This window comes from Collinsella sp. LCP19S3_C9, assembly GCF_052121575.1.
Lineage (GTDB): Bacteria > Actinomycetota > Coriobacteriia > Coriobacteriales > Coriobacteriaceae > Collinsella.
The window spans coordinates 175,051-202,043 of record NZ_JBQKDZ010000002.1 but is presented as its reverse complement, the minus strand read 5'-3'; the positions used below and the strand labels follow the sequence as shown (position 1 = coordinate 202,043).

General features: G+C 62.1%; 18 protein-coding genes. 13 read left to right on the top strand and 5 right to left on the bottom strand.

Annotated features, from left to right (window positions below):
* Positions 1–10: 10 nt before the first annotated feature.
* The 5 genes from gltB to ACTQXI_RS01795 all read left to right on the top strand — a co-directional run bounded on the left by gltB (position 11) and on the right by ACTQXI_RS01795 (position 10,623).
* A complete protein-coding gene (gene gltB / locus ACTQXI_RS01815) occupies positions 11–4,708 on the top strand; it encodes a glutamate synthase large subunit (RefSeq protein WP_441048311.1) in 4,698 nt (1,565 codons plus the stop codon).
* 5 nt (positions 4,709–4,713) lie between these two features.
* On the top strand, positions 4,714–6,195 hold the full coding sequence (locus ACTQXI_RS01810; protein ID WP_441548211.1) for a glutamate synthase subunit beta: 1,482 nt from the start codon (positions 4,714–4,716) through the stop codon (positions 6,193–6,195).
* 424 nt (positions 6,196–6,619) lie between these two features.
* On the top strand, positions 6,620–7,327 hold the full coding sequence (locus ACTQXI_RS01805) for a hypothetical protein (protein ID WP_441548210.1): 708 nt from the start codon (positions 6,620–6,622) through the stop codon (positions 7,325–7,327).
* Between the two features lie 358 nt (positions 7,328–7,685).
* On the top strand, positions 7,686–8,762 hold the full coding sequence (locus tag ACTQXI_RS01800) for a hypothetical protein (RefSeq protein ID WP_441548209.1): 1,077 nt from the start codon (positions 7,686–7,688) through the stop codon (positions 8,760–8,762).
* Between the two features lie 457 nt (positions 8,763–9,219).
* The gene (locus tag ACTQXI_RS01795) at positions 9,220–10,623 is read left to right on the top strand and encodes an amidohydrolase family protein (RefSeq protein ID WP_441548208.1); all 1,404 of its coding nucleotides are present in this window, start codon (positions 9,220–9,222) and stop codon (positions 10,621–10,623) included.
* 90 nt (positions 10,624–10,713) lie between these two features.
* Here the strand turns inward: ACTQXI_RS01795 and ACTQXI_RS01790 are convergent, their stop codons facing one another.
* From ACTQXI_RS01790 to ACTQXI_RS01775, 4 genes are all read right to left on the bottom strand, one after another.
* A complete protein-coding gene (locus ACTQXI_RS01790) occupies positions 10,714–11,187 on the bottom strand; it encodes a hypothetical protein (RefSeq protein WP_427717775.1) in 474 nt (157 codons plus the stop codon).
* A 146-nt stretch (positions 11,188–11,333) separates the two neighbouring features.
* Positions 11,334–11,603, bottom strand: coding sequence for a metal-sensing transcriptional repressor (locus ACTQXI_RS01785; protein WP_229778266.1), 270 nt, complete (start codon positions 11,601–11,603; stop codon positions 11,334–11,336).
* A 51-nt stretch (positions 11,604–11,654) separates the two neighbouring features.
* Complete coding sequence (locus tag ACTQXI_RS01780) at positions 11,655–11,876, bottom strand: heavy-metal-associated domain-containing protein (protein ID WP_441548207.1); 222 nt, start codon at positions 11,874–11,876, stop codon at positions 11,655–11,657.
* A 147-nt stretch (positions 11,877–12,023) separates the two neighbouring features.
* Positions 12,024–14,366: a heavy metal translocating P-type ATPase gene (locus tag ACTQXI_RS01775; RefSeq protein ID WP_441548206.1), complete on the bottom strand. Its 2,343-nt coding sequence runs from the start codon at positions 14,364–14,366 to the stop codon at positions 12,024–12,026.
* 638 nt (positions 14,367–15,004) lie between these two features.
* On the opposite strand from ACTQXI_RS01775, the gene ACTQXI_RS01770 reads away from it, so the two are divergent.
* The 4 genes from ACTQXI_RS01770 (at position 15,005) to ACTQXI_RS01755 (ending at position 19,687) form a co-directional block, all read left to right on the top strand.
* The gene (locus ACTQXI_RS01770; RefSeq protein WP_441548205.1) at positions 15,005–17,209 is read left to right on the top strand and encodes a DEAD/DEAH box helicase; all 2,205 of its coding nucleotides are present in this window, start codon (positions 15,005–15,007) and stop codon (positions 17,207–17,209) included.
* 816 nt (positions 17,210–18,025) lie between these two features.
* Positions 18,026–18,235 carry an ATP-binding cassette domain-containing protein gene (locus ACTQXI_RS01765; RefSeq protein WP_441548204.1) on the top strand — a complete coding sequence of 70 codons (210 nt, stop codon included), beginning with the start codon at positions 18,026–18,028 and terminating at the stop codon, positions 18,233–18,235.
* A 248-nt stretch (positions 18,236–18,483) separates the two neighbouring features.
* Positions 18,484–18,687: a type II toxin-antitoxin system RelB/DinJ family antitoxin gene (locus tag ACTQXI_RS01760; protein ID WP_117734431.1), complete on the top strand. Its 204-nt coding sequence runs from the start codon at positions 18,484–18,486 to the stop codon at positions 18,685–18,687.
* An 88-nt stretch (positions 18,688–18,775) separates the two neighbouring features.
* The gene (locus ACTQXI_RS01755) at positions 18,776–19,687 is read left to right on the top strand and encodes a CPBP family intramembrane glutamic endopeptidase (RefSeq protein ID WP_441548203.1); all 912 of its coding nucleotides are present in this window, start codon (positions 18,776–18,778) and stop codon (positions 19,685–19,687) included.
* Here ACTQXI_RS01755 and ACTQXI_RS01750 read toward each other — a convergent pair.
* Positions 19,684–21,828 carry a YgiQ family radical SAM protein gene (locus ACTQXI_RS01750; protein ID WP_441548202.1) on the bottom strand — a complete coding sequence of 715 codons (2,145 nt, stop codon included), beginning with the start codon at positions 21,826–21,828 and terminating at the stop codon, positions 19,684–19,686. The two genes, ACTQXI_RS01755 and ACTQXI_RS01750, sit on opposite strands and share 4 nt — an antisense overlap.
* A 250-nt stretch (positions 21,829–22,078) precedes the next feature.
* Between ACTQXI_RS01750 and ACTQXI_RS01745 the strand changes: the two genes are divergently transcribed.
* From ACTQXI_RS01745 to ACTQXI_RS01730, 4 genes are all read left to right on the top strand, one after another.
* Positions 22,079–22,795 (top strand): YoaK family protein, encoded by a 717-nt coding sequence (locus ACTQXI_RS01745; protein ID WP_154515938.1) that lies wholly within the window; start codon positions 22,079–22,081, stop codon positions 22,793–22,795.
* Between the two features lie 228 nt (positions 22,796–23,023).
* The gene (gene fucO, locus ACTQXI_RS01740) at positions 23,024–24,190 is read left to right on the top strand and encodes a lactaldehyde reductase (RefSeq protein WP_154515935.1); all 1,167 of its coding nucleotides are present in this window, start codon (positions 23,024–23,026) and stop codon (positions 24,188–24,190) included.
* 265 nt (positions 24,191–24,455) lie between these two features.
* Positions 24,456–25,475: a M42 family metallopeptidase gene (locus tag ACTQXI_RS01735; protein ID WP_117635086.1), complete on the top strand. Its 1,020-nt coding sequence runs from the start codon at positions 24,456–24,458 to the stop codon at positions 25,473–25,475.
* A 138-nt stretch (positions 25,476–25,613) separates the two neighbouring features.
* Positions 25,614–26,987 (top strand): hypothetical protein, encoded by a 1,374-nt coding sequence (locus tag ACTQXI_RS01730; protein WP_441548200.1) that lies wholly within the window; start codon positions 25,614–25,616, stop codon positions 26,985–26,987.
* Positions 26,988–26,993: the final 6 nt, after the last annotated feature.

The following is a 26,993-nucleotide window of genomic DNA, read 5'->3' as shown; positions in this document are numbered from 1 at the left end:
GAGGATCGCGATGCAGGCAGATTCCGCTCAGCAGCAGGGCCTTTATCGCCCCGAATTCGACCACGATGCATGTGGCATCGGCGCTCTTGCCGATATCAACGGCGAGCGCCACCACCAGATTCTGGACGATGCGCTGTCCATTCTGGTCAACCTGGAGCACCGCGGTGGCACGGGACTCGAGAAGAATACCGGCGACGGCGCCGGCATCCTGTTCCAGGTTCCGCATCACTTTTTCCGCAAAGAGGCTCAAAAGTGCGGCCAGATTCTGCCGGCAGAGGGCGACTATGGCGTGGCCATGCTGTTCTTCCCGCAGGACGACAAGGGCGTAGAGGATGCCCGCCGCGTGTTTGAGGAAGGCTGTGCCGAGGCCGGCGTGCCACTGCTCTTTTGGCGCGAGGTGCCGGTCGACCCTCACGATCTGGGCGAGACGGCCCGCGCCTGCATGCCCACCATCCTGCAGGCTTTCCTGGGCCGTCCGGACGACACGCCCGCCGGCGATGCCTTTGAGCGTCGCCTGTACGTGTGCCGCCGTACCATCGAAAAGAAGGCCGACGCCGAGTTTGCCCTGCGCGACAAGATCTTCTATGTGTGCTCCATGAGCTCGCGCACCATCGTGTACAAGGGCATGCTGGTCGCCACGCAGATGCGCCGCTTCTTTATCGATCTCAACGACGCCGCCGTTAAGACGGCCGTGGCGCTTGTCCACTCGCGCTACTCCACCAATACCACGCCTAGCTGGGAGCGCGCACATCCCAACCGCTTTATTATCCACAACGGCGAGATCAACACCCTCAAGGGCAACGTCAACTGGATTCGCGCCCGCGAACCTAACCTGTACAGCCCCGTGCTGCAACATGATCTTGAGCGTGTGATGCCCATCATCAACCGCGAGGGTTCCGACTCCGCGATTCTGGATAATGTGCTCGAGTTTTTGGTCATGAACGGCCGTCCGCTCACGCGTGCCGCGTCCATGTTGCTGCCCGAGCCGTGGGACCACAACGACAACCTGAGCGAGGAGCGTCGCGCCTACGATGCCTACCAGTCCATGCTCATGGAGCCCTGGGACGGCCCGGCGGCCATCGCCTTTACCGACGGCCGTACGCTGGGTGCCGCCCTCGACCGCAACGGCCTGCGCCCGGCTCGCTACTACGTGACGCGCGACGGCCGCTTTATGCTGGCAAGCGAGGTGGGCACCATCGAGGTGCGCCCCGAGAATATCCTGACAAGCGGTTGTTTGGGACCGGGCCAGATGCTCGAGGTCGATTTTGCCCGCGGCCGTGTGATCTACAATGACGAGCTGCGCGCCCGCTATGCCAAGGAAAAGCCCTACCGCGATTGGATTGCCGAGGAGACGCTGACCGTTGACGCGCTCGACAAGCCCGCCGCGGCAACGCCCGCCGAGGATGCCGAGGTGCCTGCCGCCGTGCGTATGGCCAAGCTCGGCTACCACTGGGATGATGTTGACGAGGTCGTGCGCCCCATGGCCCAGCAGGGCAAGGCCCCGCTCGCCTCGATGGGTATCGATGCGCCGCTGGCCTGCCTGTCCAAGAAGACGCGCTCGTTCTTTGACTACTTCTATCAACTGTTCGCCCAGGTCACGAACCCGCCGATCGACGCCCTGCGCGAGCATATGGTCACCTCGACCACGCTCTACCTGGGCAACCACGGCAACCTGCTCGAGGACTCTCGTACGGCCTGCCAACTGGTGCGTCTGGAGCGCCCACTGCTGAGTGAGGAGGAGTTCGACCGCATTTGCGCGATTGACCGTGTTGGCTTTAAGACCCGCCGTTTCCGTGCCGTTTACCGCCGCGATGCCGGCGAGGGCGCGCTGCAGGCTGCGCTCAAGCAGCTTGCAGAGGACGTTGAGGCTGCGGTCCGCGACGGCGTGAACATCGTGGTGTTGAGCGATCGCGCCGGAGCGGACGAGGTACCCGTGCCGTCGCTGCTCGCCGTGGGCTGCGTGCACAACCACCTGATCCGCGCCGGCGTGCGTACCTTTGCCGACATCGTGGTGGAGTGTGGCGACGCCGTGTCTCCGCACGACTTTGCGGCGCTGGTGGGCTACTCCGCGAGCGGCATCTATCCGTACAACGCGCATGCGTGCATTCGCGACCTGGCGGCGCACGGCGATCTGGACGTGACAGCCGAGCAGGGCATCGCCAACTACAATAAGGCTGCGACCGCCGGCATCGTTTCCATCATGTCCAAGATGGGCATCTCCACGGTGCAGAGCTACCATTCGGCGCAGATCTTCGAGGCCGTGGGCTTTACGTCGGAGTTCGTTAACGCGTACTTCGCCGGCACGGTGAGCCGTGTGGGCGGTATGGGTGTCGAGGACGTTGAGCGCGAGCAAAACGAGCGCTACGACGCCGCGCTCGCTATCCTTAAGAGCCCGGCTCCCGATCAGCTGCCCACGCTGGGTCTGACCAAGTGGCGCCCGCTCGGCGGCGAGGATCATCTCATTGATCCGCAGACTGTCTACTTACTGCAGACTGCCTGCCGTGAGGACAGCTACGACACCTTTAAGGAGTACAGCGCCCGCCTGCACCGCACCGGCCGTGCCGTGCGCCTGCGTGACTTGCTCGACTTTAATGCCAACGGCCGCACGCCGGTTTCGCTCGACGAGGTGGAGCCCGCGCGCAACATCGTCCGCCGCTTTAACACCGGTGCCATGTCGTACGGTTCTATCAGCAAAGAGGCGCACGAGTGCATGGCCATCGCCATGAACCGCCTGCACGGACGCTCTAACTCGGGAGAGGGCGGCGAGGATCCGCGTCGCGAGACCCCGCTGGCTAACGGTGACTCCAAGAACTCCGCCATCAAGCAGGTGGCAAGTGCGCGCTTTGGCGTAACGAGCCGCTACCTGTGCAGCGCTTTCGAGATTCAGATCAAGATGGCCCAGGGCGCCAAGCCCGGCGAGGGTGGCCACCTGCCCGGTAAGAAGGTCTACCCCTGGATCGCCGAGGTCCGTCAGTCCACGCCCGGCATCGGCCTGATCTCGCCTCCGCCGCACCACGACATCTACTCCATCGAGGACCTGGCAGAGCTGATCTTTGATCTTAAGAACGCCAACCCCGGTGCGCGCGTGTCGGTCAAGCTGGTCAGCGAGGCCGGCGTCGGCACCATCGCCACCGGTGTGGCCAAGGGTGCCGCCGACAAGATCTTGATCAGCGGCCACAATGGCGGCTCGGGTGCCGCGGCGCGCGATTCCATTTGGCACGCCGGCCTGCCGCTGGAGCTCGGCCTTGCCGAGGCTCAGCAGACGTTGCTGCAAAACGGCCTGCGCTCCCGCGTGGTGCTCGAGGCCGACGGCAAGCTCATGGACGGCACCGATGTTGCCGTCGCCTGCCTGCTGGGCGCCGAGGAGTTTGGCTTTGCGACCATGCCGCTCATCTCCATGGGCTGCCTCATGCAGCGCGACTGCCAGCAGGACACCTGCCCGGCCGGCATCGCCACGCAAAACTGTCGCCTGCGTCGCGGCTTCCGCGGCAAGCCCGAGCACGTTGAGCACTTTATGCTCTTTGTTGCCGAGCAGCTGCGTGAGGTCATGGCGAGCCTGGGCTTCCGCACCGTCGACGAGATGGTCGGCCATCCCGAGTGCCTGCGCCAGATCGAGGTGCCGGGCAACCGCAAGGCCAACCTGCTTGATCTGTCGCCCGTGCTGGCGAGCGCGACCTGCGAGTTCGGTGCCCATATCCCGGGCGCCGACGGTCGCCACTTCCTGCCGCAGATGGCTGCGGACAGCGAGCTCGACAAGACGCTCGACTCCACGTTGTTCGTGCCCTATACGGCCGATGCCCGTGCGCACCTGCGCCCGATTCGGTTCCGCGCCGATATCGCCAACGTCAACCGTTGCGTGGGCACCATCCTGGGCAATGCGGTGACCAAGGCGCATCCCGAGGGCCTGCCCGCCGGCTCCATCACCATCGATTGCGATGGTTCGGCCGGTCAGAGCTTTGGCGCCTTTCTCCCGCGCGGCATTACGCTCAACGTGTGCGGCGACGCCAACGACTACTTTGGCAAGGGCCTTTCGGGCGGCGAGGTGTCGGTGCGCCCCAACCCGCATGCGACCTACAAGTTCGACGAGAACATCATCGTGGGCAACGTGGCGTTCTTTGGCGCCACGAGCGGCCGCGGCTTTATTAACGGCCTGGCAGGCCAGCGTTTTGCCGTGCGCAACTCCGGTGCCACTGTGGTGGTCGAGGGCTGCGGCAACCATGGCTGCGAGTACATGACGGGCGGCTTGGCGCTCATCTTGGGTGAGGTCGGGCAGAACTTCGCCGCCGGTATGACGGGTGGCGTGGCCTATGTCTTTGACCAGTACGGCACGCTCGAAGCCCGTGTGAACCACGAGAGCGTGGAACTCAAGGCCCCGACGGCTGGCGAGCTGGCGCAGATTCGCGCGCTCATCCAGGAACACGTGGACGCGACGCAGAGCCCGCGCGGCATTAAGCTGCTCTACAGCTTCGACTCGATGAGCAAGCACTTTGTGAAGGTCATTCCGACCGAGTACGAGCGCGTGCTGGCGATTGTCGCTGCGGCCGAGGCCGTGGGCAAGACGCATGCGCAGGCCGAGGAGTTGGCGTTTGACATCGTGACCGGCCGCGCGAGCGCCGCGGATGTCGCTCGCTTTGATGTCGCGGGCGGTGCAGCGGGCACTGCGCCCGTGGCTGTCAGCTCTGTTGCTTCGACCAAGAAGGAGGCGTAAGTGCCATGGGTAAGCCCGGTGCTTTTCTTGATATCGATCGCGTGACCCACGAGCTGCGCCCCGTGGAGGAGCGCAGCCGCGATTTCGATCCGCTGTATGTGGAGCTCGACGACGATGCGCGCCGCGCCCAGGCGAGCCGCTGCATGATGTGCGGCGTGGCGTTTTGCCAGATGGGTGCGAGCTTTGGCAAGGCGCGTCCGAGTGGCTGTCCGCTGCACAACCTGATTCCCGAGTGGAACGAGCTGGTGTATCGCGGTCGCTGGGACGAGGCGGCCGAGCGCCTGTCGCTCACCTCGCCCATGCCCGAGTTTACGAGCCGCGTGTGCCCGGCACTGTGCGAGGCTGCGTGCAACCTGGGTTCGGTCGACGGCCAGCCCACAACGATTCACGATAACGAGCGCGCGATCAGCGACCACGAATGGGCAAACGGCGGCCCGCGTCGCTTTGAGCCGGCAGGGGAGGACGCGCCCTCGGTCGCCGTGGTTGGTTCCGGCCCGGCTGGCCTGGTGGCTGCATGGGAACTTGCGCGTCGCGGTGCCCGCGTGACGGTGTTTGAGCGCGACGACCGCCCAGGCGGTCTGCTCATGTACGGCATTCCCAACATGAAGCTCGAGAAGTCCGTGGTCGAGCGCCGCGTGGCGCTCATGCGCGAGCTGGGCATTGTCTTTGAGCTGGGTACTGACGTTACGAACCCTGCGGTGGCGGCCAAGCTCAATGGTTTTGACGCCGTTGTGGTGGCTGCCGGTGCTCGTACGCCCCGCGGTCTTTTGGCTACGAATGTGGATGCCCCGGGCGTGGTGTATGCCGTGGACTACCTGACGGCTTCGACCGTCTCGGTGCTCGATGGCGGTGAGCCCGCGGTGAACGCGCGCGGCCTGGACGTTGTGGTCATTGGCGGCGGCGATACCGGCAACGACTGCGTGGGTACCGCGGTGCGCCAGGGCGCACGCAGTGTGCGTCAGTTTGAGTTCTTGCCGGCCGCGCCCGATAAGCGTGCGGCGAGCAACCCCTGGCCACAGTGGCCCAACGTTAAGAAGACCGACTACGGTCAGCAGGAGGCTATCGCTGCCATGGGCGGCGAGATGCGTGCCTGGGGCGTGGATACGCTCGAGGTGCTGCTGGACAAGAAGGGCGCTGCCGCGGGCCTGCGCGTGGTCGATCTGGACTGGTCGGCCGGCAAGCCCGAGCGCATTGCGGGCTCCGAGCACGAGGTGCCGGCCCAGCTGGTGCTGATCGCCTGTGGCTTTACGGGTCCGGAGCACGGCGTGTTCGACGCTGTTGACGTGCCTATTGCCACGGCGGGCCGTCCGTTGCCCGTGATGGTCTCCGAGGACTCGCATCTTGCGGCTCGCGTGGATGGCGTTGCCGCGGATGCCGCTCCGGTGTATGTGGCCGGCGATGCCCGCAACGGCAGCTCGCTCGTGGTGAGTGCCATGGCCGATGCCCTCGCCTGCGCAGCCGAGGTCGCCGAGGCGCTGGGGCTGTAAGACAATCACGGAGTTACTCAACAATCGAATCGGCAAGGGCTGTCCCCAACGGCCGGCATATAAGGAACGTCCCCAAGTGCCGGCAGCTGGGGACGTTCCTTACGTGCCGGCATCCGGGGACACTCCTTGCGGGTTCGCGAGCGTTTTGCTCGTTTGCCGACGTTTGGCTGCCTACCCGTTGGCGTTTGCGCTCGTTGCGCTCTGCTGTTTATGTGGCGGCTTTAGTTGTTTGCGGACAGCGGCACGGGTGATTCGTCTAGTTCTACCCGCGATTTTGTGGCAATTTGCATAATCTGCAAGTATCCCGTCAAGTGCTTGGTCAGCATCTGGTTTGCAGCCCGATGCCCATTTCGCCCGTGATGGCGGCGACCACCCGCCCTCCTCGTAAGCTCAAATTGAGGTTTATCAGTTTGAGGAGGATGCCATGGCTGATCATGTTTTGGACCGGGGACGTCTGGCCGAGGCCGTCGGTGACGATATTGCCGGCATGGCCCAGTTTTGGATGCTGCGCAAGTTTCAGTTTTTGGAGGCGGCGCGTACACAGTTCGAAGTGATAGTCGATCCATGGCTCAGCTATTGCGAGGAGCCCTCGCAAAATGAAATCATGGCCTATAACATGGCATTTACCGATTGGCTGCTGTTCGAGCGTCCCTATTACTATGGCAAGACGCTGCTTGAGCTGTATGTTGACGAGCCGCCGGCGTCGCTTTCGCCTACTTCGCTCAGACGGCTCGAGCAGGTGCGCGACACGCACTATTTCTCGCGCTTTGGCATTTTGGATAAGGATCCCGCGACCGGTATGGTCGCGCTGCGTGACACGCGTACCGACCGTCGCTTTGACGTCTACGATCCGCATATCGTGCAAAAGGAACACTGGCGCGATGGCGCGATTGCGGTGCGCCTCGCGTGCGTCGACGATGTCTGGCTGACGGCGGGGCAGCTCTACCTCTACGACATTGCGCGCCTGAGCGATACGGCGGTCGACGGGCCTGGCGCCGTGCATCCTGAGGACCTAGAAGATGGCTTCGATACCTCGTGTATCAGCTTCTTCTTACGGCTGGTTCGCGACATCATGGGTGCCCAGGGGCGCTACGTAAAGTCACTCAACATCTACAAACAGGAATGGGAGTAGGGGATGGGCATCTGCCACCTGCCTTGCCTTCTGCCTTTATATCTCGATCCGTAACGTTTAGGGACAAAAAACCGGTCTACCCGTTACAGATCGAGACGAATGCTTGGGCGTTGCTGGTTTGTCTAAATCTGTAACGTTTAGGGGTCTGGAGAACGCCTAACTGTTACAGATCGAGATGTTTGGCACCTAGCTGGGGAAATGTCTCAACCTGTAACATCTACAGGCCAAAATTCGACCTAACTGTTACAGATCGAGACAAAGGTTGGCCGCGGTGCCGAACAATCTAAATCTGTAACAACTAGAGGCTCAAAGACTGTCTTCCTGTTACAGATCAAGACATTTGTCAGCGGAGGCAACGGTGACGATGGTCCATTTGTCTGACGTGGTGGTGATGGAAGTGTCTAATATCGTTTTCAAACACAAACATGCAACACGTAGCACCTTGGCGCGGAATAGGATGCTCGCCAGGCTCACGGAGGCGGCTGAACAAGGCGTGCTGCTTGCGACGCACGACAATGCCGAGCTCATGTGGCTGCGGCGCCATGTGGGCACAGACGATATTGCGGAGCCCGAATCGCACCTATTCTGTTTTCAGCATGAATGGGATGCGTTGACGCCGCCGGAGCGGGCTCGGCGGACCATCAAGGGGCTTGCGGAGTTTCATCCCGATTGGGCGTTTTGGGGATATGACGCCGCGCTGATATGGGGTCTGGAGGTGCCGAATGATCTGCTCGGGCCGCGTTACTTGGTCAAGACGGGTTGTTCGGTGGCGTTGAGCACGGGATATAGGCTGCTGCGTCCGCAGGCGTCGGGTGCGCTTGAGCGCGTCGACGGCGTGCGAGTGACGCCGTTTTGGCGCACGGTGGAGGATTGTCTGCTGCGTGCGCCGTTTTCATATGGTCTGGCGATTGCCGATTCTGCGCTGCGGGCGAAGGGCATATCGCGCGACGACCTCTGCGAACGGCTCCAGGCCGATTGCGAGGGCAGACACGGGTATCGCAGAGCTCAGGTGATTGCGTCGCATGCGGACGGGCTGTCCGAAAATGGTGGCGAGTCTCGGTTCCGAGCGTTCTTTATTGCATACGGTTTTCCGGTGCCAGAGTTGCAGGTGGAGTTTCGCGATCCGCTCGATTCGAGCCAGGTGTTTCGGGTCGATTATTTCTGGAGGCTCGAGGACGGGACGTGCGTGATTGGCGAGCTCGACGGAAAAGGAAAGTATACCCTGCAGGATGGTGGGGATCGGGAGTCAGTCGACCCGTTCGTAGCAGAGCGTCAGCGGGAGTCTCATCTGACAATGCTCGGGCACAAGGTGCTGAGGTTCACGTTTGATGAACTCAAGAACCCGGGGAAGCTGGCTGAAAAGATGAGGCTGGCGGGTATTTCGCAGCGGGCCGATTTGGCTGAGGGATGGAAGCGTCAGTGGTATGGGCGCTGAGGGATACGACTAACGCGGATGTGGTTGTTCCTGTCGAGTTTGTCTCGATCTGTAACAACAAGGGGCCGTTTGGCCTCGTAACTGTTACAGATCGAGACAGAAGGTTGCTGCCGCTAAAAGATCTAAATCTGTAACATCTAGAGGCCGAAAACCCGTCTACATGTTACAGATTTAGATGTTTGACGACAGGGCTGGAGAATATCTCGATCTGTAACATCTAACGGCCAAAATTCGACCCAAATGTTACAGATTGAGACAAAGGCTGGACGCGGTGCCGAAAGATCTCGATCTGTAACATCTGGCTGCTAAAACCTGGTCTACCTGTTACAAATCAAGACGTTTTGCTGGAACGGCTGGAGCATTGCCCTGCTGTCTCCGTTTGCCCTCACATCTCTCTCGTCCCTCCGCTAACCGATATGTTCGACTTTAGTTTGCTGCATTAGGTGATAATGGACAAATGTTCAAGTTAATCGTGAGGGAGGAGCTCGATATGGCGTCTGCCGATCGTTCCACGTTGTTTATCAATGCGACCGTCCTGGATGGTTCGGAGCATATGGAGCCGCAGCCCGACATGGCCGTGGCCGTTGAGCGCGGTGTCATCACGTGGATGGGGCCGAGCGCTGTTGCGCAGGCGCCTGCAGGTGCCGAGGTCCTCGACCTGGCCGGGGCGTATCTCATGCCGGGCCTCATCAATATGCATGTGCATCTGTGCGGCTCGGGCAAGCCGGTTTCGGCGGGCGATGCGGGCGCGCTGATGAAGAAGCTCGATAATCCCGTGGGGCGCGCTATCGTGCGCCATATTCTTAAGGGCAGCGCCCAACAGCAGCTGGCAAGCGGCGTGACCACGGTGCGCGGCGCGGGCGACCCGCTGTTTGCCGATCTGGCCGTGCGCGATGCTATCGACGCCGGCAAGTATCAGGGTCCTCGCCTGGTGGCGCCGGGAACGGGCGTTACGGTGCCGGGTGGCCACGGCGCGGGCTTGTTCGCCCAGGTGGCCAACAGTCCCTCCGAGGCGGCCGAACAGGTGCGCGACCTGTATGCGCGCGGTGCCGATGTCATTAAACTGTTCGTAACGGGCGGTGTGTTCGATGCGACCGAGGTGGGCGAGCCGGGCGTGCTGCGTATGCCGGTGGAGCTTGCCGCAGCGGCGTGCAAGGCAGCGCACGATATGGGCCTTCCGGTTATGGCTCATGTCGAGAGCACCGAGGGCGTGAAGGCCGCGCTCGAGGCCGGCGTCGATACGATCGAGCACGGCGCCCCGTTGACGCCCGAGATCCTGGAGCTGTACCGCGGCGCCGCGGGAACTCAGCTCGAGGGGCGTGCGCCGAGTGTGACCTGCACGATCAGCCCCGCACTGCCGTTTGTGCTGCTCGATCCGGAGAAGACTCATTCGACCGAAACGCAAAAGAAGAACGGCGATATCGTGTGCTCGGGCATTATCGAGAGCGCTCGTGCGGCGCTGGAAGCCGGTATCAAGGTAGGTTTGGGTACGGATTCGAGCTGCCCGTTCGTGACCCAGTACGACATGTGGCGCGAGGTGGCCTATTTTGCCAAGTACGTGGGCGTGAGCAATGCGTTTGCGCTGCATACGGCTACGCAGGTTAATGCTGAGCTGCTGGGGCTGGGCGGCGAGACCGGTGCGATCGAGTGCGGCAAGGCTGCCGATATCCTGGTGACGCGCGAGAACCCGCTCGATGACCTGTGTGCTCTGCGCGAGCCGATGCACGTGATGTGTCGTGGCGATCTGGTGCGCAAACTCAAGGTGAAGCGTATTCCCGAGGTGGACGCCGAGCTCGACACGATTATGGCCATGCCAGCCGAGGCGCTTGCCGAGGAGCTTGCCCGCGACGGCGTGGCGTAGGTGTGACGGGGGCGGGCCCTTTGTCGCATTTAAAAAAGCCGAGGTCCCAGTGCGAGACCTCGGCTTTTATTTTGTCCTGCGGTATGGCGGCTACGAGCGCGTCTCCATCTTGGCGTGGCACTTGGGGCAGGTGACGCGGATTTTGCCTTTGCCCTTGGGAACGGAGAGCATCTGGCCGCAGTTGGGGCACTTGAGGTATGCCGTGGTCTTGCGACCTTTCCACATCTTCTTGGCCGTGCGCTTGGCACGCTCAAAGTCTTCCTTACTGGTGCCGGCCGCGCGTGAGGTGCTGGCCGCTGCAGCGCCGCCACCCAAGCTGGCGACAAACTTGCCCAAGCCGGGGACCTTAGCCGAGCCGGCGACAAAGGCCTCGTTCTCCTTGCGACGTGCGTCGATGTTTTTGGACAGGCCGCGCAGTACGCCGATCACGATGACGGCGATGGCGATCCAACTGAGCCACTGGACGCGGGCCATCGATCCGATCATCGCGATGACGATGCCCGCAAAACCCATCACGATGGTGAGCTCGTCGGCGCCATTGCGGCCCTTCATAAAGTCATTCATGCAAATTGCCTTTCGTTCGATATGCCGCACGCCTTTATACCCGATTTAGAGCAAGGGGGACAGGTTAATCTGCACCAATGTGGTGCAAACATACCTGTCCTCGGAACATCAAGACGGTGCAAAGTGGTTTGTCCTCAATGCGCCGATTACTTAGAGAGCTTGTCGACGACGCGTTCGATCTCGGCGAGCTTCGCGGCTTTGAGGTCTTCGTCGCCCGATTCGATTGCCGAAGTCACGCAGCCCTCGATATGCGCCTTGAGTACGTCGGCGTTAATGCGCGCGAGGAGTGCCTGTGTGGCCATGAGCTGCGTGGAAATATCGACGCAGTAGCGGTCCTCCTCGACCATCCGCAGGATGCCGTCGATCTGGCCGCGCGCCGTCTTGAGCATACGGTTCACCGATTTGTGGTCTGCCATCATGGCGGGTCCTCGTTTCTGGTCGATGGGGTCGAATGCTTCTGGTAGCTGCTAGGCTGCGGTTACGGACAGGGCGTGGAACTTCTCGCCGGCGCTCTCGACGGCGGCAGCGAGCTGCTCGACGGCCACGGTGTCGGCGCACTCCACCTGTACCGTCTGAGTCTCGTGATCGGCATCGGCGTCGGTCACGCCGGCAACGTTGAGCAGTGCCGTCTCGACAGTAGCGTCGCAGTGGCCACACATAAGGCCGGAAGTCTTAATTGTGTAACGCATGGGTATTCCTCTCTGTTATGTCGGCTTTCCCAGGCACCCGACCTTGACCTTCAAGCCGTCGCTCGCGTACCAAAGTACGCGTCGCTCCTCTTTCAGGTCAATCTCGGGCACCTGGAAAACCCGTTCTAAATGGATGTAATGGTGAGCCTATTTTGCCACTTTAGGCTTAAAGGATTTCAGGCGCAGAGCATTGGACACGACGCACACGCTCGACAGGCTCATCGCCGCGGCGCCAAACATCGGCGAGAGCTGCCAGCCGGTGAGGGGGAAGAACACGCCCGCAGCGAGCGGAATGCCGATGCCGTTGTAGAACAGCGCCCAGAACAGGTCTTGCTTGATGTTGCGAATCGTGGCGCGCGAAAGCTCGATAGCGCGGGCGACGTCCATGAGGTCGCTGCGCATGAGTACCACATCTGCCCCTTCCTTGGCGATGTCGGCGCCGGTGCCGATAGCAAGGCCCACGTCGGCGCGCGCCAGGGCAGGGGAGTCGTTGATGCCGTCGCCCACCATGGCGACCTTGCCGCCCGCATCCTGCAGTTCGCGCACGTGGCGTTCCTTGTCGGCGGGAAGCACGTCGGCAATGACCTGCTTGCTGCTCAGTCCTACGCGGCGGGCGATTGCTTCGGCCGTCACACGGTTGTCGCCGGTGAGCATGTGCACGTCGACGCCGAGCGAACGCATCGCAGCGATGGCCTCGGCGCTCGTCTCCTTGACCTCGTCAGCTACGGCAATGGTGCCGACAAGCTCGCCGTTCTTGGCAAAGAACAACGGTGTCTTGCCCTCGGCGGCGAATCGCTCGGCAAGTCCTGAGGGCACGGTGATACCCAGCTCGCTCATCAGGCGAACGTTACCGGCAGCGATGGCGTTTTGTCCCTCGCGCGCCGTAACGCCGTGACCGGGCACGGCGGCAAAGTCCTCGACCATGCGCGCCACGATTCCGCGCGCCTCGCACTCGGTCATAATCGCCTCGGCCAGCGGATGCTCGCTCGAGCGCTCCAGCGCGGCAGCGAGCTTCAGTAACGCCTTTTCACTCATGGCGGGCGAGCCGTCGGCGCGCGTGGCTACCACGATATCGGTCACGGCAGGTTTGCCGCGGGTGACCGTACCCGTCTTATCGAGCACCACGGTACCCACGCCGCGCAGGTTCTCCAGCGCCTCGGCGCTCTTAAACAGAATGCCCATCTCGGCGCCCTTGCCGGTGCCCACCATAATGGCGACGGGCGTGGCTAGGCCGAGCGCGCAGGGACAACTGATCACCAGCACGGCCACGGCGGAGGTAAGTGCCTCGTTTATGCTGCCGGTCAGTGCCATCCACACCGCAAAGGTCACGGCCGAGATCACGAACACCACGGGCACGAACACGCCGGCGACCTTGTCGGCCATGCGGGCGATGGGCGCCTTGGTGGCGTTGGCATCCTCGACGAGCTGGATGATCTTGGCGAGTGATGTCTCGGCACCAACCCGCGTGGCGCGGAAGGTAAACGAGCCGGTGCGGTTGACGGTGGCGGCGTTGACGGTGTCGCCGGCGGTCTTTTCCACGGGGATTGACTCGCCGGTGAGCGCACTCTCGTCCACGGCCGAGCTACCCTCGAGCACCACGCCGTCGACGGGGATTGACTCGCCGGGGTGCACGCGCAGGACCTGGCCGGGAAGGATGTTATCGACGTCGACGGTGGTTTCGCTGCCATCGTCGGCAACGACGGTCGCGGTTTTAGGCGCCAGATCGATGAGCGCCTCGATGGCGCCGCCGGTTTTGGACTTACTGAGCGTCTCGAGGTATTTGCCCACGGTGACGAGCGACAGAATCGTGCCCGCGCTCTCAAAATACAGATTGTCCATGCCTGTCATCATGGCCTCGTGCATCTGCCCCGTGGCCAGCTGGTCGGCCATGATGAACATGGCATAGAGCGACCAGGCGATGGAAGCGGTGGCGCCCACGGCGATGAGGGCATCCATGGTGGGTGCGCCGTGCGCGAGCGATTTAAACCCGTTGATAAAGTACGCGTCGTTGACGTAGACGATGGGGATGAGCAGGACAAGCTCGGTGAGGGCGAGCGTCATGCTGTGGATATGGTCGGTGAAAATGCCGGGCAGCGGCCAGCCGAGCATGTGTCCCATGCCTATGTAGAACAGTGGGATGAGGAAGACGATCGAGACGATGAGGCGGGTGCGCATGGCAGAGGCGGCGGCCTCCAGCTTTTTGGTGGGCGACTCCATATGGGCGGCGCCAGACCTGACTTGCGCGCTGCCGTTTGAGCCGGCGGCACCGATGCCCGTGCTGACGGGTGAGGCCGAGTAGCCCGCGCGGTCGACGGCGGTGCAGATATCGTCGGGGGAGACCTGCGCGGGGTCGTAGTCGACCATCATGGAACCGGCAAGTAGGTTGACCGCGACGCTTTGGACGCCGTCGAGCTTGCTCACGGCGCGGTCCACGTGCGCCTGGCAGGCGGCGCATGTCATGCCGCCTACGTCGAACTTATCTTGAGCCATGGCTTCTCCTTTCTGTGGTTCGGTGTTGGAATTGTTAACCTCTCGATACTATACACCCATACCCCCTGGGGGTGTATGGCAAAAGTTGAAATGTATGACATTCCGATACGGGGGTCGACTGCCAAGTTAGCGCACCATCCTCGCCCTTCGTCTCAATCTGTAACATCTAGTTCCGTTTTTGCCGAGTTACTGTTACAGATTGAGACAAACAATTCGGCGGTTGCTTAACATCTCGATCTGTAACATCTGGCAGGGAAAATGACCTCTATCTGTTACAGATCGAGATGTTGTTTTGCGAGGTTTTGGTTTGTCTCGATTCGTAACGTGTAGACCTGGTTTTGCCTCGTAACTGTTACAGATTGAGACAATTGGCCCAGACCCACCCCGTCCGCCCCGTCATCTGTGGTTTACGTGGGGGCATACGGAGTGCAGGTATACTAACCCGCAGCGAATCTGCTCCATCGCTTAGAGCTGCTGCGTCTGGACGGCGCGTGATATGGCTGCCAAAGCGATCGCCAGCGTGCTGAGCAACGTCCTCTCTGTGCGCACCCGTTTTTGTATGTACTAGCGCACTACCAAGCACGCCCGCGCGGCCGCATGCCGTGCCCCTTGCGCGTGCAGATAAGGAACAACAACAGATGCGTAATTCTGTATCCGACGTCACCGACGCCGAGATCCTGGACGAGACCCGCGAGGCCATGGCCCAGGCTGCCTTCGATGCGGCCGACGAGGCCAGCGCCGCCGAGACCGTCGAGTCCGCTACCGAGAACCTGCTCGCCTTTGACGAGCTGGGTCTTTCGGACGAGATACTTCGTGCCATCGAGAACCTGGGTTACACGGCGCCGACGCCCGTGCAGGCCGGTTCGATCCCCGTGGTGCTCGAGGGCCGCGACCTGCTTGCCGCCGCTCAGACTGGCACCGGCAAGACGGCCGCCTTTTTGCTGCCGACCATGAACAATCTGGAGCACATCGCTCCTCCCAAACCTGTGCGCGAGCGCGGCGGCCGTAACCGTCGTCGCGGTGCTAAAAAGCCCGAGGGCAACGGCCGCGGCCCCGTGATGCTCGTCATCACTCCTACGCGCGAGCTCGCCCAGCAAATCGACGAGGTCGCGAGCAAGATCGCCGACGTCACCGGCCATGTTGCCGTGACCGTCGTGGGCGGTGTGAGCTACAAGCCGCAGACCGCTGCCCTCAAGTACGGCTGCGACATCCTGGTCGCAACGCCGGGCCGTCTGGTCGATCTGATCGAGCAGGGTGCCTGCCACCTGGACGAGGTCAAGGTACTGGTGCTCGACGAAGCCGACCGCATGCTCGACATGGGCTTTTTGCCCGCCGTTCGCCGTATTGTGCGCGAGACGCCGGCCGAGCGCCAGACGCTGCTGTTCTCGGCGACCCTCGACGAGGAGGCCGTGGGCGAGATCACCGATCTAGTGAGCGACCCGGCCCGCGTGGAGATCGCGCCCGCCACGTCGACAGCCGACACCGTCGACCAGTTTGTGTTCCCGGTGTCCATCGAGGCCAAGAACAACCTGCTGCCCGAGTTCCTCAAAAAGGAAGGCCCGGAGCGCACCATCGTCTTTATGCGCACCAAGCACCGTGCCGACAGCTGCTGCCGTCGTCTGGAGCGCAAGGGCATCAAGGCTGCCGCGATCCATGGCAACCGCAGCCAGGCCCAGCGCGAACGCGCACTTTCGGCCTTCCGCGACGGTACCGTCGACGTGCTGGTGGCAACCGACGTGCTCGCCCGCGGCATCGACATTAGCGACGTGCGCTACGTCGTGAACTTTGACGTGCCGGCCGAGCCGACCGACTACATCCACCGTATTGGCCGTACGGGCCGCGCCGGCGAGCTGGGCTGGGCCATCACGTTTGTGACCGAGCAGGACGTGGATGAGTTCTACGAGATCGAGAAACTCATGGACAAGACTGCCGACATCTACGAGGCCGGCGACTTGCACGTGGGCCCCAATCCGCCCGCGGTTGATTCCGAGCGCGACCCTGCGGCCTTTAAGGTGAAGAAGAAGACCAAGCGCGGTAAGTCCAAGAGCAAGAAGAAGCTTGAGCAGGCGCGTCGCGACGGCAAGCGCAACGGCGACGATTACGGCGATGTGGCCGGTCGTTCCAACCGTGGTCGCGATGAGCGTCGCGGCGACAGCGAGCGCCCGAGCCGTCCCAAGCGCGGCGGCAAGACCCGCGTGCGCGAGGGCGTTCAGGCTCGCGTGGACGAGGCCGTGGAGAGCGTGGCCCGCGAGGTGGCTGCCGAGGAGCGTGCCGGTGCTGGTGCCGTCGAACCGGCCCCGCGCGGCAACCGTGCCGAGCGCCGTGCCAAGCAGTTCCAGGGCGAGGCACATCGCCGTCGCCGCGAGGACGAGGACCGCGGCGGTCGTCGCCGTGTTGAGCGCGAGGACGAGGGCCGCGGCTCGCGCGGCGGCAAGCGCGGCGCGGGCGACCGCCGTCGTTCCGGTCGTGATGACGAGCGCGGTGGCCGCGGCGGCGAGTTCCGTGGCGGCAAGCGCTTTGAAGAGCGCGGTGGCCGCGGCGGTGAGCGTCGCGAGGATGCTCGCGGAAATGGCGGCCGCAGTGGCGCCGGCCGTTCTGGCGAGTCGCGCGATCGTCGCGATCCGCGTGCCAGTCGAGATCGTCGCGATGACTGGCGCAACTACGACGATACCCGCGAAGAGCGTCGCGGCGGCTATCGCGGCGGACGTGGCAGCAACCAGGCCGGCTCCCGTGGCGGCCGTGCCGGCGGTCGCGATAACCGTGGCAGCTATGGTAACAATCGTGGCGGCAAGCGCGGCGGCAGCTCCCGTCGCCCCGGTGACGGCGGCGGCAAGCGCAAGTAACATACGCGTCGCGCGGTAAGGCGACACGAGTTTGGGCCTCGAGCAGACTATGCTCGGGGCCCTTTTAGTGGGCTCAGTATTAGGTGGGGCGAGTCTTCTTCGTGGAAACGCGCGGAGACGGTCGTGGCAAGAGATACGGGCTATCGACCTAGTTGGAGATTCGCGTATGCGGGGGCCGACATCAACGCAGGGCATGAGGTTTTCTGCTGACGCGCGGCGGCTGCGGTGCCCGGGCGGACACGCCGGGGATTTCGCCCGCTGCCTGGCGCCCTTGCCGCCATCCGGCTTTCGCGCTCGCATTCTTTTGGATGCGGGCGTGTTTTTCGTGGCGCGCACGGGTCCCCCGGGGCGCGCCGTGCATTTTCGGGAGTTTTCAGCAAGCCGGGGTGACTGCATACGCGCCGGAATCGTCTTTTTGAGCCAGCGGGATCCTTCGGCAGGCGATTTGGGTTGGCTGACGGCGTCCGGCGCGGCGATAACGCGCGTTTCGCGTCGCGCCGTGCCCCAAAACGACGCCAATCGCGCGGCGTCCACGATTCGCGGCACCGCCTGCGGGGGCCGCGATGCTGAAAACTCCGGTTTTTGCACGGTACAAGCGGGGGTACGTTGGGACGAGAAGGGGTGCCCCCGTCTTTTTATGCATGGCATAAGCGAAATTATGCAAGACAATAGGGCGCCATGCGCCGGATACCCAGCCTGGGCGCGCCATACGCCGACGTTCGCCGCGTCCCTTCCGCGCCGTGCGCGAATCAAAAGGCGAGGGCAGTTATGGGCGTGCGGGCGGCCTTGCTGCGCCGGTTGGTGCCGGGGGTCGATGTGAATGTTCGTGCGGCCGAGCTCTCGGGCGGGCAGCGCCGTCGTGTCGAGATCGCCCGAGTCCTGCTGTGCCCAGGCGACGCGGTGATTCTGGACGAGCCCTTTACCGGTCTAGATACCGCTGCGCACGACGCATGCGCCAAGGTCGTGCTCGACTTGCTCGACGGCCGTATGTTGTTGCTTGCCACGCACGATGTCGCCGACGCTTAGGCCCTCGATATCTCGGACATCATCACGCTCTAAATACTAACCCAGCAACAAAATAATCCGTCTATTCTCCGTCCCCATGGGACCGGGTGTGGTATTCTATCTGCTGGGTATAACTTAGGAATACCAAGTAATACCAACGCCGCAGAAACAAACTCCAGATGCGGGCCAATCGGGTTGCTTTCCAGCCCGTCGCCCAGCCGCGTGGCCCGCATCTATCCGCACTACCGTTGTTTCAAAAAGGAAGCGCCATGGCAGAACACATGACCCCGGTTGTCGCGAAGGTCTTGCCCGAGGAAAAGGCGGCCTTTGCGGCGGCAACCCAGCTCGTGGGCACCACGCCGTCCAACGCCATCCGCATGTTTATCGCCGCGTTCAATCGCTGCGGCACCTTCCCGTTCGACATCTCGCCCAACGGGGCCTTTGGCACTGCACCCGATTCTCATCAACAATGACTGTCCCAAACTGCCGGTACTTGGGGACGTTCATTTTCTGCCGGCAGTTAAGGAACGTCCCCAAGTACCGGGTTTTGAGGAGGCTGGCATGCTCAATGCGATAGCGTGGGCGCTCGCCTGTTTTGGCGTTGTCGCTGCCGATATAGCCCTGAGCGTGGTTCTGTTTTCTGTTCTCGATTCCGTGTCGGTGCTGACGGGCTATCCGATCGACAATCTCGATATTCAATGGTTCCAAGCCGCCGCTCAGACGGCGTCGTTTTTGATGGCGCTGCTGTGGTGGCGTTATCTGTGGCCGCGCTCGTTTATGGCGCGTTCGCAAAGCGAGCATTCGCTCGGCGGGGGAGCGCGTGGGGCGTGGAAACGCATCGCCTGCGTTATCGTGATCGGTCTTGCCCTGCAGGTGGTCGTTAGCTACGTGACCGACGCCGTGCTGTCGCTGTTGCCCGATGCCGCGGCCGACTACAGCGAGCTTGTCGAGGAAACGGGCATGGGCGATACCAGTCCTCTTGCCGTCCTGACCACGGTGCTCGGCGCGCCGTTTTGCGAAGAGCTCCTGGTGCGCGGTGTTATCTTTGAGTTTTCGCTGCGTGCGTTTAATCCCCAGTGCCGTCCGCTCTGGAAGCGCCGGCGTCGTGCGAGTGCGCAAGACGGCGCCATAGTGTCCTGGGCGGCCCCAAGCACGTGGGGTGTCGCCGCGGCGATTATGCTGCAGGCGGCAATCTTCGGTTTTATGCACATGAATTGGGTACAGGGTTGCTACGCGGGTGCCGCCGCCCTCATCTTTGGTTGGGTGCTCGTGACGACCGGAAAGCTCCGCTACACGATCCTGCTGCACTTTGCTTTTAATGCCGGGTCGTATCTCATGGGCCTGCTGTGGTTTGTGAACACGCCGCTCGACGTGGCAATTACGGTCGCTATCGCCGGCGTCATCCTCGTTGAGGCAATGCGCTCGTTGCGCCACGCGTGTGGGATGGACGCAGCGAGCGCATTGTTGCCTTAGTTGCGCCTGCCGTCTCCGTTGGCACCCTGACGCCCCTGAGCCGCACGGTTGCGCCCGGCGGTGTTCTGCGCGCGCGACATGCCGCCGTGGCCTTTGCTGCCCTTGGGCCCCTTGGCTCCAGCGCCGCCAGCGCCACCGTGGCCCTTGCCGCCCTTCTTGCCGGTGCCATGTCCGCCGCCGGCAGATGTCTCGCCCGGGCGTGGCGGCACGGGGCGGATCAGGCAATGCTTGGTGTAGCCGATCAAATCGCGACGCCCGGCTTTCTCTAGCGCCTCGCGCACGAGCTTGTAGTTCTCGGGCTTGCGATACTGGATGAGCGCGCGTTGCATGGCCTTCTCGTGCGGGTCGCGCGCCACATAGATCGGCTCCATGGTGCGCGGGTCCACGCCGGTGTAGTACATGCACGTCGACATGGTGGACGGCGTGGGGTAGAAGTCCTGCACCTGCTCGGGCATGTAGCCCATGTCTCGCACGGCCTCGGCAAGGTCCACGGCTTCCTTCATCGTCGATCCGGGGTGGCTCGAGATCAGATACGGCACCACGTACTGCTTGAGTCCGTACTCGCGGTTCAAGCGTTCAAATTTACGGCAGAATGCGTCGTAGACGGCTCGGCTCGGTTTGCCCATCACGGAAAGCACCGCGTCGCTCACGTGCTCGGGTGCTACGCGTAGCTGGCCCGAGACGTGGTGCTCTAGCAGCTCGCGCAAAAACTCGTCCGAGGCATCGGCCATGGTGTAGTCGAAGCGGATGCCGCTGCGGACAAAGACCTTCTTGACGCCCGGCAGCTGGCGCAGGTCGCGCAGCAGCTGCGTGTAGCCGCTCTCGTCGACCACCATGTTCTTGCACACGCTCGGCCACAGGCATCGCTTGTTCTTGCATACGCCGTGCTTGAGCTGCTTGTCGCAGGCGGGACGGCTAAAGTTGGCCGTCGGCCCGCCCACGTCGTTGATATAGCCTTTAAACTCGGGATCGCGCGTGAGCAGCTCGGCCTCGCGCATGATCGAGTCGTGGCTGCGCATCTGCAGCACGCGACCCTGGTGGAAGGTGAGCGCGCAAAACGAGCACTCGCCAAAACAGCCGCGGTTGGAGCTAATGGAAAACTTGATCTCGGCAAAGGCCGGCACGCCGCCCGCTGCGTCGTAATCGGGATGCCAATCGCGTGCGTAGGGGAGCTCGGCAACCTCGTCCATCTCGTCGGTGGTGAGCGTCGCCGACGGCGGGTTCTGCACCACATAGACGCTGTTGGGGTAAGGCTCTACCAGGCGATGTCCGGTGATGGGGTCCATATTCTGCTGCTGCACGTTAAAGCTGCGCGCGTAGTTGAGCTTGTCGGCGGTAAGGTCGTCCCAACTGGGCAGCAGGTCGTAGTCGTAGACCTCGTCGAGCGAACCCGTGCGGTAGACGGTGCCGTTGATATAGGTGATCTGATCGACGGGCAGTCCCGCGTCGAGCGCGTCGGCGATCTCGACAATCGCGTGCTCGCCCATGCCGTAGATGAGGATGTCGGCGCCCGAGTCGAGCAGTACCGAGCGCTTGAGCTTGTCCTGCCAGTAGTCGTAGTGGGCCAAGCGACGCAGGCTTGCCTCGATGCCGCCGATGATGATGGGGGCGTCCTTGAATGTCTGGCGGATGAGGTTGCCGTAGACCGTGACGGCACGGTTGGGGCGGTGCCCCTCCTCGCCACCGGGGGTATAGGCGTCGGTGTGGCGGCGGTGCTTGGTCACCGAATAGTGGTTGACCATGGAGTCCATGTTGCCGGCGCTGACGAGAAAGCCCAGGCGCGGCTCGCCGAGCACGGTGATGCTGGCGGGGTCGGTCCAGTCGGGTTGGCAGATGATGCCCACCTTGTAGCCGTGCGCGTCGAGGACGCGGCTGATGATGGCCATGCCAAAGCTGGGATGGTCCACGTAGGCGTCGCCGCAGATGTAGACAAAGTCGCACTGGTCCCAGCCGCGCGCATCCATGTCGGCGCGGCTGACGGGGAGGAACTTATCGCGGCCCGGGCGCCAGGGGCGGACAGGCGCTGCCGGGGCATGCGCGGGGCGCGAGCCCCGGGTTTTGCTTCCACGCTTTTGCTGCTGGCCGCGCTGGGCATGCTTGCCGTGCTGGTTGTGCTGAGCGTCCTGGGGCTTTTTTGCCACGATTCCTCCCGGTGTTTGTATGCTGCACGTAATTGTAACCAGTCTTTTTGGGACGGGGCTAAAAAGACTGGTGGAGTACACGAGGTGTCGGGTGTCGATGCCGCGCCCGCCGTTTGTTTCCAGACGGTGTATCTGCGCGTTGGGGAGTCCGTCTCGCGGGCGCACCATGTTGTCAATGGGTTACAGTATGAACGGCGGCTATGTTTCCGCCAACGCACGAGAGGGTCGTCAACAAGGAGGGCGCACGACGATGCAGCGTGCCAAACAGATATCGGAGTCTATTGAGCTGGGCATCATCTTGGCGCTCGCCGGTGGCTTTATGGACGTTTATTCGTACATTGGGCGCGACCATGTTTTCGCCAACGCGCAGACGGGCAACATCTTGCTGGTGGGCGTGAGCATCTCGGAGGGCAATTGGGCGCTCGCGGGGCGCTATTTCTTCCCTGTGGTGTCGTTTGCCGTGGGCATTATGCTTGCCGACCTGGTACACGAGCGGTTTGGCAGCGTGATTCACTGGCGCCAGGTGACGGTGTTCTTTGAAGCCGTCATCTTGCTGGGCGTGAGCTTTATCCCCGGTGGCGGCTACAACTTGCTCGCCAACTGCCTCATCTCGTTTGCCTGCGGTATGCAGGTCGAGAGCTTCCGCAAGATCCACGGTCACGGCATTGCCACGACCATGTGCATCGGTAACCTGCGCAACGCGCTGCAAAACGTGGACGACTACATCATCACCCACAAGCGCGGCTTTTTGGAAAACGGCCTGCTGTACTTTGGCGTGATCTTTACCTTTGTGTTTGGCGCTGTGCTGGGAAACTGGTGTATTGAGCGCATGGGGCTGCACGCTATTGCGGTGGCGAGCGTGCTGCTGTTCGTGGCGTTTGCCATCATGTTTATCGACCGCGAGCGCGACCTGCGTTTTCGCTGGAAGCGCGCCTGCGAAGATTGGAAAGAGGCCTGCCAAAAATAGTGGCAGGATGTGGCAAGGGGCTGACCCCTTGCCACACTGATCAATAATGGGGAGGGGACGGTCATCTCGGCCGCCCCTTTTTGTTTAGTGGTCAGGTGGTGACGATACCAGTTGTTGAAACGCTTTAAATAATCTGACATTCTCACGCGTTTTTCGCTTCAAAAGCGCTAGGATGGGAGCCATAGCGTGGGGCGTAATGGGTGCCCCGCACACGATGGGAGGCTATCAATGGCTAATCGTTTCGTTCTCAACACCATTTCTTATCATGGTTCCGGCGCCATCAAGGAGATCCCCGGCGAGCTCCAGCGTCGCGGCTACAAGAAGATTTTCGTCTGCTCCGACCCCGATCTGGTCAAGTTTGGCGTTACCGCTAAGGTGACCGACGAGCTCGATGCCGCCGGCATCGCTTGGAGCCTCTACTCCGAGATCAAGCCCAACCCCACTATTCAGAACGTCAAGGACGGCGTCGAGGCCTTCAAGGCCGCCGAGGCTGATGCTATCGTGACCGTCGGTGGCGGCTCCTCTATGGACACTGCCAAGGCCATCGGCATCATCATCAACAACCCCGAGTTCGCCGATGTCCGCAGCCTCGAGGGCGTTGCTCCCACTAAGAACCACGCCGTGTTCACCATCGCCGTGCCGACGACCGCCGGTACTGCTGCTGAGGTGACCATCAACTACGTCATCACCGACCCCGAGAAGGTCCGCAAGTTCGTGTGTGTCGACACCAACGACGCCCCCGAGGTCGCCGTCGTCGACCCCGATATGATGGCTTCCATGCCCGCCGGCCTGACCGCTTCCACCGGCATGGACGCTCTGACCCACGCCATCGAGGGCTACACCACCAAGGGCGCTTGGGAGCTTTCCGACATGTTCCACTTTGAGGCCATCAAGCTGATCAGCGAGAACCTGCGCGACTCCGTTGCCGAGGCCAAGTCCGGCCAGCCCGGCTCCGGCCGCGAGGGCATGGCTCTTGGTCAGTATGTCGCCGGCATGGGCTTCTCTAACGTTGGCTTGGGCATCGACCATGCCATGGCTCACACCCTGTCCGCTCACTACGACACCCCGCACGGCGTCGCTTGCGCCATGCTGCTGCCGATTGCCATGGAGTTCAACAAGCCGGTTTGCGCCGAGCGCCTGGCCAAGGTCGCCGTCGCCATGGGCGTTGACACCACGGGCATGAGCACCGATGAGGCTGCCGACGCCGCTATCGCCGCCGTTAAGCAGCTCTCCGCTGACGTGAACATCCCGCACGTCTGCGAGGCCATGAAGGCTGACGAGATCGAGGTCCTGGCCAAGGACGCCATGGCCGACGCTTGCTTCCCGGGCAACCCGCGTGAGGCGACGCTCGACGACGTCATCGAGCTTTTCAAGAAGATCTGCCCGGCTGCCTAACATGGTTCGGCGGGCCCCTGCCCGTTAGCCCCACAATCGTCCTCGGACATGTCGGAGGCCCCGCTGCGCACTACGTGCGGCGGGGCCTCCTTCTGTCCTGCGGAAAGATTCTGGGGCTAACGGGCGGGGGCCCGCCGGTTCGTTATCGTGGCGGGCGCTGCTCTGAGAAGCTCGATGGGTTGTCTCGCTAGGTAAAAAGATGGTTCGCGGTGGTATTGTTGCTGTGGGTTTAATTCGATATGAAAGGGTGACTTTGGTGTCCAAGATGGATTCTACGCTCTCCTATATTACAGACCAGTTGAAGGCGCTGACCTCGATTGCTTCGCCTACGGGCTATACCCGTGCGGCGACTGATTATCTAATGGAAACGTTGCGCGATATGGGCTTTGGCCCCGAGCGTTCCAATAAGGGCAACGTGCTGGTTGAGCTTGGCGGCGAGGGCGAGCCGCTTGTGTTGGCGAGCCATGTCGATACCCTGGGCGCCATGGTGCGCTCCATTAAGGACAATGGTCGCCTGCGTCCCACGACGCTCGGCGGGCATCAGTGGTCTACGGCCGATGGCGAGAACTGCACCGTCTACACGCGCGATGGCAATGTGTACACGGGTGTGGTCCTCAATACCGAGCCTTCGGCGCACGTGGCCGATGAGCCGGTCAAGACCATCGAGAAGAACATGGAAATCCTGCTCGACGAGAATGTCGACAGCAAGGATGACGTGCTTGAGCTGGGCATTCAGACGGGCGACATCATCGCTATGGATCCGCGCACCACGGTGACGGAGAGCGGCTATATTAAGAGCCGCTTCCTGGACGACAAGCTGTCGGCCTCCATTTTGCTGGGTTTGGCGCGTGCCGTCGCCGCTGGCGAGGTGACGCTTTCGCGCAAGGTTTCACTGCTTTTTACGGTGTACGAGGAGGTCGGCCACGGTGGCGCTTTCGTGCCGGCCGACACGCGCGAGATGATCAGCGTTGACATGGGTTGCGTGGGTGACGATCTGGGCTGCACCGAGCGCATGGTGTCGATTTGCGCCAAGGATTCGGGCGGCCCCTACAACTACGATCTGGTGACCACGCTGTCCAATATCGCGCGCGAGCTGGAGCTCGATTACGCCATCGACGTGTACCCGCATTACGGCTCAGACGTTGAGGCCACGCTTTCTGCCGGCTACGACATCCGTCACGGCCTGATCGGCCCTGGCGTGTACGCGAGCCACAACTACGAGCGCAGCCACATCGACGGCGTGCGTAATACCTACGAGCTGGTTCGCGCCTACGTTCAGCGCTAGGGGAGCAGCTTGCGACTCGGCTGACCAATCGCTAAAGCCCGATTTCTCGGGCTTTTTTTCGCTTTGGGTAGTTTAGTATTATGATGTATGTAATCTATTAACTAAACGTGTAAATTACTTAACGAGGTGATGTGGTATATGGATACGTCTGAGTACTTGTCTATGGGTGATGCTGCCCGCCTGCTGGGCGTTACGAAAGCCCGCATATCTCAACTTGCCGCATCGGGAACGCTCGCGTGCGATATTGTGGGCGGACGGAAGATGGTCGAGTACAATTCCGCGGTCGCTTATCAAAAGGTCCGCAAACGTGGACGCCGTCCTGCGGCCGATGTGGGGCGCAAGTTTACGCTGATGTCGGCCGACCATGAGGTCGCGCATCTCTCATTTGATCCGTCGCGCGAATTTCCCTTCGAAATCGCGGAGGTCCTCGATGCACAACGAATGCCGTTTGGCACGTGCTCGAGCTCTTCTCCTACGGTGAATAAACGGGAGCTCAACGTGTGGTGGAGCCATCGGTCGGTGCCCGATGTTCGCCCCGGACTCGTCTCGCGCTATCGTGAACTGGGAATTGCCAGTGGCATCGAGGTCCCGGTTCAGTGCCTGGGCCTCTCGCTTTCGGATTGCTATTGGCTGCGGCCGGCAGAATGCGACGGGCTCAAATGGCGAAACCTCAATTACTTCGAGAATGATTTTGAGCGATCGGCGCCCGAGGGACGTTCGGGTTGGCTGGAGGGCATCGGTCTTAAAAATCCCGACAACACATCCGAGGGCGAGCTTCCTAAATCGTGGGTGATCCGAAACGGCATTCGCGTTTTGGCTAAAGGTTGCGGCATGGACGATCAGCGTCCCTTTAACGAGGCGGTTGCAACGGCTCTACATCGTCGCTTGTTGTCGGAGGGCGAGTATGTTCCTTATACGGTTGAGCGGATGTTCGATGGCCCTGTGTGTCTGTGCGACGACTTTCTTGACGGCCGCGAGGAATACGTTCCGGCTGTTTACGTTAAGGGCGCACTTGGTAGCCAGCGGGGAAACTCGACATACGACCGGTACTGCCGCTTCCTTGGTAAGCATGGAGCAGACGAGGCTGCCGTGAGAAGGTCTATGTCGCAGATGATTGTCTGCGATGCCCTTTTGGCCAACAGCGATCGCCATTGGCGAAACTTCGGCATCATCCGCAATGTCGACACCCTGGAGATAAGGCCTGCTCCGCTGTTCGATAGCGGCAACTGCCTGTGGTACAACGTACCAACTGCCGTGCTCGCAGCTGGGGAGTTTGGGTTTTCTGCTAAGCCGTTTGGGCCCGACCCTTCCGTCCAGCTGGCGCTTGCGGACTCACTCGATTGGTTCGATTCATCGCGGCTCAACGGATTTGTTGATGAGGCGATCGAGATTCTTTCGCAGAGCGAATGGGCCACAGCGGAGGGCCGGCTCGAGTCCATTTGCCGCGGCCTCGAGCGTCGCGTTATCGAGGTGAATGCTGCTGTTGAAGTGCTTCGACACGTGCGGCGATAATCCTGC